13 protein-coding genes and 1 pseudogene are annotated in these 14,910 nt (G+C 41.2%); 2 read left to right on the plus strand and 12 right to left on the minus strand.

The features are described from left to right. Positions 1-563: 563 nt before the first annotated feature. Entirely contained in the window at positions 564-3,452 is a 2,889-nt protein-coding gene (locus CQA40_RS01180; protein ID WP_115519170.1) for a TonB-dependent receptor domain-containing protein, read from the plus strand. Positions 3,453-3,685: 233 nt separating this feature from the next. Here CQA40_RS01180 and rsmH read toward each other — a convergent pair whose 3' ends face one another. From rsmH to accB, 4 genes are all read right to left on the minus strand, one after another. After that, positions 3,686-4,654 carry a 16S rRNA (cytosine(1402)-N(4))-methyltransferase RsmH gene (gene rsmH, locus CQA40_RS01185; RefSeq protein ID WP_115519171.1) on the minus strand — a complete coding sequence of 323 codons (969 nt, stop codon included), beginning with the start codon at positions 4,652-4,654 and terminating at the stop codon, positions 3,686-3,688. Between the two features lie 94 nt (positions 4,655-4,748). Continuing rightward, a complete protein-coding gene (locus tag CQA40_RS01190; protein ID WP_115519172.1) occupies positions 4,749-5,507 on the minus strand; it encodes a hypothetical protein in 759 nt (252 codons plus the stop codon). A 165-nt stretch (positions 5,508-5,672) separates the two neighbouring features. Further along, on the minus strand, positions 5,673-7,121 hold the full coding sequence (locus tag CQA40_RS01195) for an acetyl-CoA carboxylase biotin carboxylase subunit (protein ID WP_115519173.1): 1,449 nt from the start codon (positions 7,119-7,121) through the stop codon (positions 5,673-5,675). Further along, positions 7,122-7,601 (minus strand): acetyl-CoA carboxylase biotin carboxyl carrier protein, encoded by a 480-nt coding sequence (gene accB, locus CQA40_RS01200; RefSeq protein ID WP_115519174.1) that lies wholly within the window; start codon positions 7,599-7,601, stop codon positions 7,122-7,124. 111 nt (positions 7,602-7,712) lie between these two features. Here accB and dcd point away from each other — a divergent pair, with 111 nt between their 5' ends. Then, entirely contained in the window at positions 7,713-8,282 is a 570-nt protein-coding gene (dcd, locus tag CQA40_RS01205) for a dCTP deaminase (RefSeq protein WP_023928455.1), read from the plus strand. Positions 8,283-8,664: 382 nt separating this feature from the next. Here the strand turns inward: dcd and CQA40_RS01210 are convergent, their stop codons facing one another. The 8 genes and pseudogenes from CQA40_RS01210 to fic form a co-directional block, all read right to left on the minus strand. Beyond that, on the minus strand, positions 8,665-9,075 hold the full coding sequence (locus tag CQA40_RS01210; RefSeq protein WP_115519175.1) for a hypothetical protein: 411 nt from the start codon (positions 9,073-9,075) through the stop codon (positions 8,665-8,667). Positions 9,076-9,123: 48 nt separating this feature from the next. After that, a complete protein-coding gene (locus CQA40_RS01215; protein ID WP_115519176.1) occupies positions 9,124-9,867 on the minus strand; it encodes a ParA family protein in 744 nt (247 codons plus the stop codon). Positions 9,868-10,069: 202 nt separating this feature from the next. Further along, complete coding sequence (locus CQA40_RS01220) at positions 10,070-10,879, minus strand: lysophospholipid acyltransferase family protein (RefSeq protein WP_115519177.1); 810 nt, start codon at positions 10,877-10,879, stop codon at positions 10,070-10,072. A gap of 71 nt (positions 10,880-10,950) precedes the next feature. Next, positions 10,951-12,366 carry an SH3 domain-containing protein gene (locus CQA40_RS01225; protein ID WP_147290133.1) on the minus strand — a complete coding sequence of 472 codons (1,416 nt, stop codon included), beginning with the start codon at positions 12,364-12,366 and terminating at the stop codon, positions 10,951-10,953. Positions 12,367-12,419: 53 nt separating this feature from the next. Further along, positions 12,420-13,079, minus strand: a complete 660-nt coding sequence (gene purQ / locus CQA40_RS01230) for a phosphoribosylformylglycinamidine synthase subunit PurQ (RefSeq protein ID WP_115519179.1) — start codon at positions 13,077-13,079, stop codon at positions 12,420-12,422. Between the two features lie 19 nt (positions 13,080-13,098). After that, positions 13,099-13,341: a phosphoribosylformylglycinamidine synthase subunit PurS gene (gene purS / locus CQA40_RS01235; RefSeq protein WP_023928448.1), complete on the minus strand. Its 243-nt coding sequence runs from the start codon at positions 13,339-13,341 to the stop codon at positions 13,099-13,101. A 47-nt stretch (positions 13,342-13,388) separates the two neighbouring features. Continuing rightward, entirely contained in the window at positions 13,389-14,126 is a 738-nt protein-coding gene (purC, locus tag CQA40_RS01240) for a phosphoribosylaminoimidazolesuccinocarboxamide synthase (RefSeq protein ID WP_115519180.1), read from the minus strand. A gap of 210 nt (positions 14,127-14,336) precedes the next feature. Beyond that, positions 14,337-14,875 (minus strand): annotated as a pseudogene (fic, locus tag CQA40_RS01245) (protein adenylyltransferase Fic). Between the last annotated feature and the right edge of the window lie 35 nt (positions 14,876-14,910).

Consider the following 14,910-nt stretch of genomic DNA (forward strand, 5'->3'; position numbering starts at 1 on the left):
AGGGCTTTTTGTTGGTGGTTTGGGGGACTTAAAAAAAACCAAAATACCTCTACTAGATTTTGCATTGTTTTTAAAATACTTTGACTTCTTAAAACTTCATCACTCAAATTGCAGATTTTATCGAATGCTTGAAATTGCTTGGTATTTTGAAATCTGCCAAAAGAAATCCCTAGTATTTTTGCGAAAAAATATTGTTTTCACTAAATTTTTACGAATTTTTACAATTTTCCCAAATTTTTTCATTTTCACTTCACAAATTTCATTTACCAAAGTAAAAATTATCGATATGTTCCGCAAATTTGGGGGAATCTAAGAGCGATATTTCTATCTTTTTGCTCACAAAAATAGCACGAAATCTTTGCCAAACAAAACTTACCAAAATCTAACTTTTTGCAAAATCACACCTACACATTCCCATAAAAGCGAATCTCTCTCATTATGATATTCATTTTGGGAGTGTAGTGAGAATTAAGCGCAGTTTTATTTTAAATGATTATAATGCGCGAGTTTTATCTAGCACTAGCAGATAAAACACAAAAATTTATTTAAGATAAGGAGCATTTATGAAAGTAAAATCGCTAATCCAAAATCCTAGCAAAACTAGAGGAAAGACTAGAGAACAAAACATCTCTAGCAAAGCAGTTGCACTCACACTAAGCCTTAGCCTAGCTACTTCCCTCGCCCTAGCTGATAACGAGAGAGAGAGAGAGAGGGGGGGGGGGGTAGCTCCGCTTAAGCAAGAAATGAGTGCAAAAGACTCTATAAAATCTATGAAAGAATCTGCAAAGCAATCTAGCAAATACTTTGCTCAAAATTCCATACAAAATCATAGCTTGGATTCTACCCACCCCCTAGCCCCCTCCGCAATGGGAGGGGGAACAAAAGTGGATTCCTCCGTAATGGGAGGGGGAAAAATACAATCCTCCACAAAAGCAGAGGAAACAAAAATGCGATTATCACTAAATGAAGTAGGAGCAAATTCTACTAAAGATTCTAGTTTGGAATCTAGCACAGAATCTAACCCAAGCCCTAGCCAAGAATCTAGCGCAGAATCTAATCAAAATTCTAGCTTAGATTCAAATTCTAATGCAGATTCTAGCTCTAGCGTAGATTCTAGTCAAAGCACCGCTTCACAAAAATCCTCACAACACCAAAATTCACAGCACCAAAACTCTAAGCGATATGACAAACCCATAAAGCACGACAAACAATACGACACCCTAGAAGCAAAGCAGTTGCAAAAAGTTGTCGTAACCGCAGGTGGGTTTGAGCAAGACTACACGCTAGCACCAGCGAGTATCAGCACAGTAAGCCCAAAAGAAGTGATGAGCCGTCCTGTGCGGGATTTGGGCGAGGCGATACAGTATGTGCCCGGGGTGTCCATAGATAGCGGTGTCTCAAAGACAAGCGGGTATAATATCTCTATTCGCGGGAGCACCGATGTGCTTACCCTCATTGATGGCAAGCGTTCCAGCACGGGCGGAGACGCGCTTTTCCCTAATGGCTTTGGAAGCGCGGTAAATTACTTTATCCCGCCGATGAGTGCTATTGAGCGAATCGAAGTCATACGCGGTCCTGCGAGCACGCTCTATGGAAGCGATGCTATGGGTGGTGTGGTAAATATCATCACTAAGAAAAGTTTTGATAAATGGGGTGCGAGCTTGCAGCTAAACACCACTTTGCAAGAGGAAAAGCGATTTGGACATCAACAAGGCTTTAATTTCTACACCGCAGGTCCGCTAAATAGTGCGAAAAATTGGGGGCTTACTTTGAGAGGCTCTCAATACGCGAGGTTTGGTGTGCCTTTGCAAAACCTTGTTTTGCCTCATTTAAATGCAAATAATGCGCAAGCCAGCACGCTTGTGGGGATTGCGCCCGGACAAATTTATACTATCGGTGGACGCTTGCAGTGGAACTCTCTAGAATCTGTGGGTGGCTCTGCTCGAGATAGCGTGTATTTGGACTTAAACTACGGCGCACAGCTTTTTGATAACTCTGATGGACTGCTGCTCTCAAACTGGTCGCAAGGCTGGCGTCCGGGCTCTCCAGCAGAAAATCTAAGACGGCTAAATGGCTATGATACAAATTATAATGTTTTTCAAACAAATGCGGTTCTCTCTCATCAGGGGAATTACTATCGCAATGAGGGGGCGATTTTTGAATCTTATAAAATGGATAATAGCGTGCAGTATAATCTCACAGAAAATGATGGGCGCACTGTGCCACAAAATACAAGTGTCCCCAATGGCACGCTTGCCACAGGTCCTTTTAATGGCGTGAGTGCGGGCGATGATAGAGAATTGCGTGCGCAAGATGTGATTGCCGAGCACAAAAGCAAAATGTTTTTTAACTTCGGGCGGTATGTCGGGCTAAATCTAGGCGTAGGTGCGCGCTATTGGTATAACACCTTTAATGATAATCTCCTAGCAGTAGTCGCGCAAGGTGCGAGCTCTCTAAAAGACCAACATATCGGTGCGGTGTATGCTGAAGGCGAGTTCGCGCTCTTTGATAGAGTGTTTTTGACACTTGGTGGGCGAGGGAATTTTAACTCCATTTTTGGGAGCAATTTCTCTCCCCGCGCGTATATTGCCTATAATATCATTGATGGCTGGCTTACGCTAAAGGGCGGTGTAAGCACAGGCTATAAATCTCCTGCGCTCAATCAGCTTGTAAATGGGATTGTGAGCTTTTCTGCCTCTGGAGCACAGCCAACCTATGGGAATCCAAACCTTACTCCACAAACAAGCGTAACTTATGAACTTTCGCTGCTTACTGATAATGACTTTTTTAATCTAAGTGTTACGGGATTTTACACAGATTTTAAAGACAGAATCACAAGCGTTGGAGGATTTGCACAAGGCACAGTGGTAGGCACTACTGGGCAAATTTGTGGCGCGACAGGGCAGTATACCTGTTCATATTATGCAAACTTAGGCGAGGCGAAATCCTATGGCGCGGAAGTGGCACTTGGGCTTAGACCTATCGAGGTGGGGTATGGCGAGATAAGTCTAAATGGGGCTTATACATTTAATCACACCTACATATCTCGCACCGCACAGGGCGCGACAGGGAGCACAGACCAAAGGCTTACTAATGTCCCGCTTCATAGTGTCAATGCGAGCCTAAACTATGATAGCAAATACTTCGGTGCATACATAAGGCAGGAGGTAAAAACGCATCTCTATCGAGGCAATCCAAACACGCCAAATACCGCCGCAGCTGCGCTTGGCGAATACTATAAGCCGATATATCTCACGCATTTAGGCGTGTATGGCAAGCCTACGGAGAATCTGCGTATAACATTTGCGGTGTATAACTTGCTTAATCGTAATTTTGTGGATTACCAAAGCTATATGGGTGGCAATAATGGGACGACATTGACTTGGGCTAACCACTATAACTATATCCGCGAGGGCAGGAGATATTATATTTCCTTGCAGTATGATTTTTAGTGCAAATCCCACGCTTCTCATCTAATGCTATCTGCTATGAGAATCTTAAAAATTCTCATAGCATTCTGTAAAAAGATTTTGCGCTAGTCATTAGAGAAACAAATTTATTATGTTTTTAAATGTGAGATAGCTTATTTGCGATAAAGGCAAAATCTAAATATTATCATTTTAGGCTATGTTATAAGGTTTTCTAGCCAAATTAGAAAATCTCATTTCTAGCAATACTTAAATGTTTATTGCCTAAACGCAAATGCTCGTAGTTTGGCACTGCGTGAGCGGGGGTTTGTGCTTACTTCTTTTGCGCTGGCTATGAGTGGCTTTTTGGTAAGAATCTCTCCTTTGGCATTATCCCCACCACATACGCATTTCATCGCACTTGCTTCACACACACACGGTCTAGCCCACTGCCTAAAAGTCTCTTTGACTATCCTATCCTCAAGTGAGTGAAAGCTGATAATCCCTACCCTTGCGCCACTCATAGCATTGCTTTGATTTTCTAGCGCAAAGAGTGCGTTTTTTAGCTCATCTAGCTCGTTATTTACCTCCATTCGCACCGCTTGAAATGCAAGTGTAGCGGGGTGGATTTTGCCTCCTTTGTGCGAGCTATGTGAGCGCAAAAACTCGCTAAACTCCCTCGCACTTTCAAAATCCCCACTAGATTTTATACGCGCTTTGATAGACTTGGCTAGCTTTTTATACTCTTTTATCTCGCCATACTCGCGCAACACACGCCCTAGCTCAAACTCGCTATATGTGTTTATCACATATTTTGCGTCTTTGCTTTGAGCCAAATCCATACGCATATCAAGTGTGTGAGAGCCAAACCCAAACCCACGCTCGCTACTATCTAGCTGCATAGAGCTAACCCCTATATCTGCCAAAACCCCTACTATGCGTCTATCTAGCGATTTTGCTAGCTCAAACGCCCTCTCAATCCCAAGTGAAAAAGGCGCGTTTATGGTGTGAAGCCTTTGACTTAGTCCCGCTTCTTTGGCATAGGCTGTGGCTATGTCTATGGCTTGTGTATCCTTGTCTATGGCGATGATTTCCAAAGAGGGAAATTCTCTTAAAAATTCTAGGGTATGCCCTCCTAACCCCAAAGTGCAATCAATTATCACGGGATTGTTATTTGCATTTGCTACGCATACAGGCGCAAATATATCAAGCACTTCACGCAACAAAACAGGGATATGTTTTTGCATAAAAATCCTTATATTGTGATTATTTGTTTTTCTTTTTGGAGGGTGGGGCAAAAAAATGTGCAGTTATAAAATCAACAAGTCTAAAAAGTAAAATCTAGTGTAAATTTAGCAGTTGTAGCACTCGCTCGGCGCGGATACCTCTGCCACCTTGCGCGGCTTTGAACTCCTCGCTTAGTAACATATCTCTATTTAGCTTCTCATAGCTTTTATCGGTTTTTGCTAGCTCGTCCATTTCACTTTGTGCGCGTTTGTAGAGGATTTTGCGCGCAGTTTTTACTTGGGCTTTTTGCTCTTTTAGCAAGCTAGCGTATTCTATCACGGCATCGCTATTTTTGATTTCTAGCGTGTTTGGATTTACCTTTTTACCTAAGATAGCGACTTCTGGGACGAGGTTTGTATAGGTTTTTTCAAAGACATTTTTGCCACCAAAGTTTGCGAGATTGTAGGCTTCTTGCATTTTTTCATAGACTTTTTGGGCTTCTTGCTCAATGGCCTGCATAGCTTCATCATCTTGCTCCTCTGTGGCTTGGTCTAGCTTTAGGGCGAGCTTTTCATAGACTTTTTGGTGCTTTTGGAGGGTGTTTAGGGACTTTGTCATCACTTCTAGTTCGCCTAGAGCGGTGTTTATAGCGTTTAGGTTGTGGCTTGGAGTGTTGCTTGGATTTTGGAGGGAATCTAGCTTTTGCAATGGCGTGGGCTTAGTTTTTATTGATTCTGCTGATAGTAGGTGGCGAGGGGGTATCTCTTTAGCAGTGTCTATATTGTCATCATTTTTGGCAGTGTCTTTTGACTTGGGCGTGGCTTTTTTTTCATCATTTATATGTAGGGGTTTTAGCTTAGAATCTATCTGCATTTGCTATCTCTTTTGTGGATTTTGACTAAATTTTGCCTAAAAAGTCTAGCAAAATCTATATCACAAATCTAAAATCCTCTTATAAAACTCCAAAACCTTAGGCAAATCCCCACTAAAAATCAACACAGATTTTTAAATTTTTGCTCTTTTGGATTTTTGCAAAGACTATTCCATATCCTGCTCTAGGTATTTGGTGTGGATTTTGGATTTTAGAAAATCTGCATTGCTCATCATTTTTATGTGAAATGGAATCGTGCTTTTGATTCCCTCAATTTTAAACTCTTTTAGTGCACGCTTCATTTTGGCAATGGCTTTGTTTCTATCCTCGCCCCACACGATTAGCTTACCAATCATCGAATCATAAAACATAGGCACGACATAGCCCGCATACGCGTGGCTATCAAGCCGCACATTTGCACCACCGGGCGTTATCCACTGCGTGATTTTGCCTGCACTTGGGTAGAATTTCACAGGGTCTTCTGCTGTGATTCTGCACTCTATGCTATGTCCTTTGAACTCTATCTCATCTTGGCTAGGTAGCTTCTCGCCCTCCGCTATGCGTATCATCCACTCTACCAAGTCAAGTCCGCTTACCATTTCACTAACTGTATGCTCTACTTGCAAGCGGGTATTCATCTCCATAAAGAAAAAATCTTTGTTGTTGGAATCTAGCAAAAACTCAAATGTCCCCGCTCCTACATAACCGATATGTTTAGCTGCTTTGACAGCTGTTTTTAGGAGGTTTGCCCTCACTTCTTGGCTAAGCACCACAGCTGGAGTCTCTTCGATTAGCTTTTGCTGTCTGCGCTGGGCAGAGCAGTCGCGCTCCCCTATGTGAAGCACATTGCCGTGTTTATCAGCGAGAATCTGAACTTCAATGTGCTTGGGCTTGTTGATGAATTTTTCCATATAAATCGTGCCATCTCCAAACGCGCTTAAAGCCTCACTCTCTGCGGCAAGGTAGAGGTTTTTTAGCAGGCTTTCATCTTCTACGATACGCATACCGCGTCCACCACCACCTGCAGCGGCTTTTAGGATTACGGGGTAGCCGATTTTTTTGGCGACTTCGTAGGCTTGATTGTAGTCTTTGAGTGCGCCATCACTCCCCTCTATGACAGGCACGCCCGCGTCTTTCATCACATCTTTTGCTTTGGATTTGTCGCTCATTAGCACCATTACATCGCTACTTGGTCCTATGAACTCTACGCCGTGATGAGCGCAAATCTCTACAAAATGCTGATTTTCACTCAAAAATCCATACCCCGGGAAAATCGCATCCGCATCGACTAAAGCAGCTGTGCTCATAATCGCAGGGATATTTAGGTAGCTCTCGCTAGATTTTGCCCCACCTATGCAGATTTTGACATCGGCGACATCAAGATAGTGCGTGTCTTTATCTGCAGTAGAATAGATAGCTATTGCCTGCTTGCCCATCTCTTGAATCGTGCGAATGGCACGCAGGGCGATTTCGCCACGATTGGCTATGAGAATGCGCTCTAGTTTTTTTGGCTTTGGCTGTGATTTTGCGCCTTGCGTTTTTGTGGCGTTTGATTTTGGGGATTTTGCGCTGTCTTGGTTATTTGCCAAAGTGTTGGCTTGCTTTGCTGGCTTCATTTAGAGTTTTTCCACTTTTATGAGATTGCTACCGTATTCCACAGGCTGCCCATCATCAGTCTCTATGCTTAAGATTTTGCAGTCAAATTCTGCTTCGATTTCATTCATTATTTTCATTGCTTCAATAATGCCGATAGTTTGCCCCTTTTTGACTGTATCGCCCACAGCGACATAGGGAGCAGCCTCTGGGCTAGGACGATGATAAAATGTCCCAACCATAGGCGAAGTGATAAAATCTCCGCTCTTTGTGGCGGGTGGTGTGGGTGCGCTTGGGGTGGGTGTAGCACTTGCTGTGTTTGTAGAAACCTCTTGGGCAAGTGGAGTGCTAGGAAGTGGAGGAGGTGTGGCGGGTGTAGCTGGAGCAGTGGGAGCGTAGCTTTTGTCAAGCTTTAGCTCAAAATTATCTTCTCTTAGGCTTAGTTTTGCTATTTGGCTGTTGTTGAATATTTCAATAAGCCGTTTGATGTCTGCTAAATTCATCAAAAATCCTTTTTCAAGCAAATTAAATCTTGTATAATAGCACATTTAGCAAAAACAAAAGCTAAAACAATCTTTAAACTCCAAAATATCAAATGCAAAAAGGAGCACCAAATGGGGCTAAAATCGGATAAATGGATACGAAAAATGAGCTTAGAACACGGAATGATAGAGCCATTTTGCGAAAAGCAAGTGGGGAAAAATATTGTTTCTTTTGGGCTTTCAAGTTATGGCTATGATATTCGCGTGGGAAGCAAGTTTATGATATTTAGCAATGTGGATTCTATGGTGGTAGACCCCAAAAATTTCCACGAAAACAATGTCATCACCAAAGAGGCAAAAGACGGATTTTGCATAGTCCCGCCCAACTCCTTTGCGCTAGCACACACGGTGGAGTATTTTAAAATGCCGCGCGATACGCTTGCGATATGTCTAGGCAAAAGCACTTATGCGCGGTGTGGGATTATTGTCAATGTTACGCCCTTTGAGCCAGAATTTGAGGGGCATATCACTATTGAGATTTCTAACACCACGCCACTTCCTGCCAAAATCTATGCAAATGAGGGCATAGCTCAAGTGTTGTTTTTTCAAGGAGATGAAATGTGTGAAGTAAGCTACAAAGATAGAGGCGGGAAGTATCAAGGACAAAGGGGAATCACACTTCCTAGAATCTTAGAAAAATAAGCATTTGTTTGAGTGCTTTGTAAGGGCTTTATTAAAAAGTCCTAGTCGGGTAGAACGCAAGAGATATTAAGATAGTGAAATAGAGTGTGAGCAACAAAAGAAAAAAGAGGACTTTAGATTTTGCTTAAGATTTCCGTGCGACAAAGCCTGCTTAAAAATTCTTGCTAATTTGCTAAAAAGCGAGAAAAGCATAAGCAAATCTAGTCCGAGTGGCACACCAAAAAACTAGCACCAAAACTTAGCAATGTCAAAGCCCTAGAAAAAACCCCTAAACAAACTTTGGACTTATCTAAGATTTTAGTGTAGCTAATGTGTCAAATCCCAAAAACGATTCAAAGCCGTTGGCTTCAAATCGTTGTCATATCTCCAAAGCCTTATAGCTTTAAGATTTTTTTAGTTTCTTAAGTTTTGCTTTGCCTTTTTTGGCAGTCTTTTTGATAGGTTTTAGGACTGCTTCTTCAATAAACGCGCTTTTGTCCTCTGCTTTTTTGGCAAAATCTTTGAAAAACGCTTCAATTTTTGCTAGCGATTTCTCATCTACGCGGAAAGACAAGTCTTTTTTGATTCCTTTTGCCACCTTTTTGATAGCTTGTTTTGCTGTGGTTTTTGCTTTAGTCAAAGTGCGTGGCTTTTTTGCCTTTGCTTTTGTAGCTACTTTTGAAGTCCTTGTAGATGACTTAGTCTTACTTGAGCTTGTTTGAGGTGCTTTTGCAATGATTTTTTGCGCTTTTTGGCTACCTTCTATTTTAGCAATCTTGCTGATTTTGTCCTTTGGGCTTTGAGTCTTTTCCATTTGTGTCTCCTTAGTGAATTTAGTGGGGATTGAAGCCTAGCACTTAAGCTATTTCTTCTTTTTAGAGTTTGATGATTTCAAAGCCTGCAAATCCCCAATCTTTGCAAACTCTGCAAAAAACTCCTCAAACTCGCCTCTAGCTTTCGCATCGCTGTATTCAGAGATACCAAGCCCCTCGCTGATAGCTCTTTTGTATGCGATACGCTCTTTTAGCACACTCTCTAAAAGATAAAAACCATCTTTTACGCCAAGATTCTTTTGAATCTTTTCAATGGTTTTTTTGTATTCTAGCAAATCCTTGCCAAGAAATACATTCGTGCTAATCTTATTCATCAAAATCAAAATCTTTACTTCATCATTTATGTCTTTTATCTCTGTGAGAGTTTGTAGCATTGTCTGCAATACATCGACATCAAGCTGTGATGGCGTGGTAGGCAAAATAATAGAATCCGCATAAAGCATAGCCTTGCGCGACTCTTGGCTGTCTATGCCTCCTGTGTCGATAATGATATACTCATAGAGTTCAAGGAATTGTTTTAGGGATTCTGCGATATTGCCTGTGCGATTTGAAAGCGTGAAGTATCGTAGATTTTTCTTAGAATTTGCTTCGCTTTCGCGGATATTTGTGAAAGTCTCGATGCTTTTTTGTGGGTCGGTATCCATAACGAGCACTTTGCTAGAAAACTCTAGCAATTTCACGGCTAGGTTAATCGTTATGGTGCTTTTGCCCGAGCCACCCTTTTGGTTGGCTACGGTAATGATATTGGCTTGGTGTTTATTGTCCTTGCTCATCTTGTTTGCCTCCTTATTTCAAACTCCATTTAGCGCAAACTTTGTGATAATATAGCGTTTTTATATTAAAAATGCAATATTTGCGCTCAAAAAAAAAAAAAAAAACAAAGTTATGAGGTAACAATAAGTAACAAATGATAGGCAAATAAACAAAAAATAAACACAAAATAGGCAAAATCTCGCATTTGCCAAAAGCGATTACTCAATTTAGCTCTTTATAATGCTCCAAATACACTTCTTGCATCACTTTTTCTAGCTCTTTATACCAATCATTTTTATCAGCCCTAGCAGCATCGTTTGTTTGCTGCGCTTCATCTGTGCTAGCTACATATTTTTGGCTAGATTTTGCTTGGCTAAAAAATACATTTTTAGTTGGCATTTCATTGATATGAAAAGGCTTTAGAAGCACCATTCTAGCGACACTACTTCGCGCTTCAAAAGGTGAAGTGTTGTAGATTTTGCGCGTGTTTATTAGCACGATTGGTTGGATTTTTAGGTTGTATTTTTCTGCGATGATTTTTGCCCCTGCTTTAAATGGCAAAAATCGCTCTCCTCCCCTGCCTCGAGTGCCTTCAGGGAATATCACAATAGGGCGATTTTGACTAAGTTTTTCTTTCACTACCTTTAGTAGCAATGCCAATCCACGCTTATCCTCCCTATCTATCAAAATCATCTGTGGACCTCGCAGGGCAAATCCATAAAAGGGAATCTCGCCGAGCTCTTTTTTTGCCACCCAGCAGATATTTCGTGGGTGGTATGCCTCAAGGCAGAGTATATCTGCGACACTTTGATGATTCATAATGATTAGCTCCGCGCTTTCATCAAACTCGCCGACTTTTTCTAGTCGTATGCGAGATAGCCAAAAAAAGATTTTGCAAGTCCTGCGCGCCCCAAAGGCATTGTTTTTGTGCTTTGTGAAATAAATCCCCACCATAATGCACGCAAGCCCCACGGCTATGACGATTGTTTCGTATATGCCTTTTGCTTTGTAAAAAATCTCTTTTATAAGCATTTTATCCCTTTTGGCTTTTATTTTTCTTTTCGCTTTTGGGCAGGTTGGATTTTGGATTGCTAGATTTTAGTTTACTCGACATCATCTTGCTTTACCCAACCGACTTTTTCTTCAGGGGTAATGATTTTATAATACCCACTATATTCGCCTATGATTTTGACTTCGATAGGTTTTGTGGTGGTTTCTAGCAATGTGGAATTGTGCGTAGGGAGAATCCAAATATGCTTATTTGGGCTTACAATGCCGTTTTTGGTATAAAGTAGATAATGTAGCAGATAGGCAAAAATCGCCACTGCCAAAGCCCAAAAAACATACCTAAGCGGTGCTTTGAAAGCAAAGCCTAAGCCCACACATATAAGCCCTAGCGTGCAAATCCCTAGCGCAGTGTAGAGTAAGTAAGTGTTTTTTGGCTTTAAGTCCTCTTGAAATTCTGTGCTTTGTGCATTTGGAATCGCAGGAAATCTAATCTCTTCAAAGCGATTGTTGCTTAAAGAAAAATACTCAAAACTCACTGATTGGATATTTTTGGGGATAAGTGCATAAAAAATCGCACTAGATTCTGGAGTTGAAAAATTTGACCTCTCAATGCCCTGCTTTTCTACACTCGGGAGCTTAAAATCCTCTAGATTTGCATTGCTAGCACTTATCTCAAACGCCACTAGATTGTGCTCATCATCATAGCTTCGCGCCTTGTAAGCACCTAGCTCCAATCTATCTGCCACCACGCCCACATATCGCTTGTTTTGATACAAGTCAAGCGCGTTTATCGCGATAGATTCTACCAAAAACGAATCAATAATCCCTCCGTCTTGGCTTATCGCACTCACTTCAAATGACGGGATTATCGCGTTGGCAGATTTGATTTTAAACACATAAGTGATAGTGTAGACATCTTCGCCTTTTTGAGCAGATTCTAAATCTTTTTGCCAAGTCTCAAGCGGATTTTGTAGTGCGATTTTGTTTGTGGCTGTTTTGTCTTGGAATGCACTTTGGCTAAGGCTTGCACCATTGAAAAATAGCGCGTTGTAAGTGATAGGGATTTTTTGCCCAACATAGATAGTTTTATTTAGCAGGGCTTCTTGTGTGGCGTTTCGCACAAAGAGTAGCTTTTCATCAGGGCTTGCATAGATAGCTTGAGAATTTAGGGGATTTTGTGGGGCGTTTATATTTCCCTCATCATTGCCAAACCCTAGCGCACTCTCATCGGGCAAAGATTCTTGCGGGAAATTCTGCAAAGCCTCCAAATTCTGCTGCATATTTTGCAAAGCATTATTTGGTATATCTTGCTCGATGATTTGCTCCAAAGTCTGGGGGATTTGGGCAGCTTGTGGAGAATCTAGATTTTGGGGGGGCTGTGTGTTTTGCTCTGCATTAGAGGGGGTAGCAAAAAATCCAACAAAAGCGCAAAATAGAGCAAGAGATAAACTAGGCAATATCTTTTTTTTGCGTATTTGTGTGTAAAATCGTATTTTTGATTGCAGTGTCATTTTTTCCCCTTTTTTAGATTCTAGGCTTTTTGGGTTTTTAGATTTGTGGGCTTTTAGCGAAAATCTAGTATGGATTTTAGCATAGCTAGCCCACTTTGTGAGCCAAGTAGCTTCTCGCACGCCCTCTCTGGGTGTGGCATAAGCCCAAAGACATTTTTATCCTCATTGCAAATCCCCGCGATTTGCCCCACAGAGCCATTTATATCACTCTCATACTTTAGCAAAATCTGCTCGTTTTTTTCTAGCTTCTCTAGCTCTTGTGCGGTGCAATAATAGCTCCCATCAGCGTGGGCTATGGGCAAAGTGATTACCTCGCCTTTTTTGTAGTCGCGCAAAAAGGCATTGCGAGTGTTTGTGATGATTAGGTTTTGGTTTTTAGATATGAAGTGCAAGTCTTTGTTTCTCTTTAGCGCACCGGGCAAAAGATTTGCCTCCGTTAGGATTTGGAATCCATTGCAAATGCCAAGCACTCTGCCACCATTTTTTGCAAAATCTTTTATCGCGCTCATTATAGGTGCAAATCTCGCTATCGCTCCACTTCTTAGATAATCTCCATAGCTAAATCCACCTGCTAGCACCACTAGGCGTGTCCCGCTTGGCAAGTGCGTTTGCTTATGCCAGACAATCTCACAGGGCACTCCCAAAATCTTTTCATACACATATTGCATATCAAATTCGCAATTTGTCCCAGCAAAACGCGCTATTGCTACCATTTCTATCCTCTTTTTGATTCTATTTTAACATTTCTATCGCATAATCCTCAATCACAGGATTTGCTAGCAAATCTTTGGCAATTTTTTGGGCTAGGTTTTGTGCGCTGTCTTTATCACAAGAACCAAAATCTAGCGTTATTTGCTTTGCTATGCTGACTTGTTTTATCTCATCAATATTAAAGGATTTTATGGCATTGTGGATTGCTTTTGCTTGAGGGTCTAGCACGCCTTCTTTTAGGTAGATAGTTACCTTTGCTTTCATTGTAATTCCTTGAAATTAGATTTTGCGGATTTGTTTTAGGTTTTTTGCTAGCCTTGAATGCGCTTTAGGATTTCCTCATAAGCCTCTTTTAGATTGCCCAAATCTTGGCGGAATCTATCTTTGTCAAGTTTTTTATTTGTCGCTTTGTCCCATAGCCTGCAGCTATCAGGCGAAATCTCATCAGCTAGCAAAATCTCTCCTGTGCCTCCTTGCGCTTCTCGTCCAAATTCTAGCTTGAAATCCACAAGATTTACCCCTCTATCATCAAAAAATGCACGCAAAATCTTATTTACCTCCAAAGCCTTTTGTCGCAAAATCGCCAAATCGTTTTTGTCTTTTATGATTCCTAGTAGCTCGCAGTGCTCGTCATTTACAAGTGGGTCGCCTAGTGAGTCATCTTTATAATAAAACTCCACAAGACTAAAGGGTAGCACTTTGCCATCTTCTATGCCAAGTCGCTTGCTAAGCGAGCCTGTGGCGATATTTCGCACGACTACTTCAAGCGGAATGATAGAAACTTTTTTGCAAAGCATATTGCTCTCATCTAGCCTAGCGACAAAATGGCTAGCCACACCATTTTTTGCCAAAATCTCAAAAATCGCAGAGCTAATAAGGCAATTTAGCGAGCCTTTGCCCTCTTGCGTGCTTTTTTTGAGTGCATTAAACGCTGTTAAGTCGTCTTTAAACTCTGCGATGATGAGATTTGCTTCTTGTGTGGCATAGAGCTTTTTGCCTTTGCCCTCATAGAGTAGATTTTGTTTTTGTAGATTTTGTGGGATTTGCATTTTGCCTCCTTTGATTTTTGTGATTTTGCTTGATTGCGTGCTTTATATTGTGATTACCTTTTTAGGAATAGCTGAAGTTTGGGATTTGCGCAAGCTTGCTTAGCGACAATATAGACGCTTAATTTTACACAAAAAATAAAAACGAGATTCTAGCGATTTTTTGATAGCGTTTTGCTTAAAAGTGTATTTTTGGTGTTTTGTAAGTCGGTGCTAATCGTTGCTTTCATAAAAAAACGACTGCTCTATGCCTTTGAAAATCGATTCTATATCATTGATATTTGCACTTAAGTTTGGGGAAATCAAGGATTTTAGCTCCAAATCATTCACAGGGCTTCGCTCCATAGCTTGCAAATATTTGTGTTTGTCGATATTTTGCCACGCCACCACGACACCCAGATTTTTCCTAAAATCATATCAAGCCAGATTCTAGTAGCCCTGCCATTGCCATCCATAAACGGATGGGCGATATTCGCCTCCACATACTTAGTGATAATGCTTTCAAAATCTCTCTCACTCATCGTATCTATGACTTTTAGCACTTCTTTTAGATAAAGTGCATTTGCAAAGCGAAAATTGCCTTTTGAGATATTTTGCACTCTTATTTTTCCAGCAAAGTCATATAAGCCATCAAAAAGGTATTTGTGAATCGCTTTAAGCCCTTGTGTTGTGCCTACTTCAATTTTGTCTATATCCCCGCTTTCAAAAAGCCCTTTGGCATTTTGCAGGCTTTGCTTATCAATCTCTGTCATTGTAAAATCCTATTTTTAAGGTTTTGATTTTATGG

This window comes from Helicobacter sp. MIT 01-3238, from assembly GCF_003364135.1.
GTDB lineage: Bacteria > Campylobacterota > Campylobacteria > Campylobacterales > Helicobacteraceae > Helicobacter_B.

What these genes read in the sequence shown, in the direction of transcription:
- CQA40_RS01180 (WP_115519170.1), top strand. Translation starts at nt 564, where the DNA reads ATGAAAGTAAAATCGCTAATCCAAAATCCTAGCAAAACTAGAGGAAAG.
- rsmH (WP_115519171.1), bottom strand. Translation starts at nt 4,654, where the DNA reads ATGCAAAAACATATCCCTGTTTTGTTGCGTGAAGTGCTTGATATATTT.
- CQA40_RS01190 (WP_115519172.1), bottom strand. Translation starts at nt 5,507, where the DNA reads ATGCAGATAGATTCTAAGCTAAAACCCCTACATATAAATGATGAAAAA.
- CQA40_RS01195 (WP_115519173.1), bottom strand. Translation starts at nt 7,121, where the DNA reads ATGAAGCCAGCAAAGCAAGCCAACACTTTGGCAAATAACCAAGACAGC.
- accB (WP_115519174.1), bottom strand. Translation starts at nt 7,601, where the DNA reads ATGAATTTAGCAGACATCAAACGGCTTATTGAAATATTCAACAACAGC.
- dcd (WP_023928455.1), top strand. Translation starts at nt 7,713, where the DNA reads ATGGGGCTAAAATCGGATAAATGGATACGAAAAATGAGCTTAGAACAC.
- CQA40_RS01210 (WP_115519175.1), bottom strand. Translation starts at nt 9,075, where the DNA reads ATGGAAAAGACTCAAAGCCCAAAGGACAAAATCAGCAAGATTGCTAAA.
- CQA40_RS01215 (WP_115519176.1), bottom strand. Translation starts at nt 9,867, where the DNA reads ATGAGCAAGGACAATAAACACCAAGCCAATATCATTACCGTAGCCAAC.
- CQA40_RS01220 (WP_115519177.1), bottom strand. Translation starts at nt 10,879, where the DNA reads ATGCTTATAAAAGAGATTTTTTACAAAGCAAAAGGCATATACGAAACA.
- CQA40_RS01225 (WP_147290133.1), bottom strand. Translation starts at nt 12,366, where the DNA reads ATGACACTGCAATCAAAAATACGATTTTACACACAAATACGCAAAAAA.
- purQ (WP_115519179.1), bottom strand. Translation starts at nt 13,079, where the DNA reads ATGGTAGCAATAGCGCGTTTTGCTGGGACAAATTGCGAATTTGATATG.
- purS (WP_023928448.1), bottom strand. Translation starts at nt 13,341, where the DNA reads ATGAAAGCAAAGGTAACTATCTACCTAAAAGAAGGCGTGCTAGACCCT.
- purC (WP_115519180.1), bottom strand. Translation starts at nt 14,126, where the DNA reads ATGCAAATCCCACAAAATCTACAAAAACAAAATCTACTCTATGAGGGC.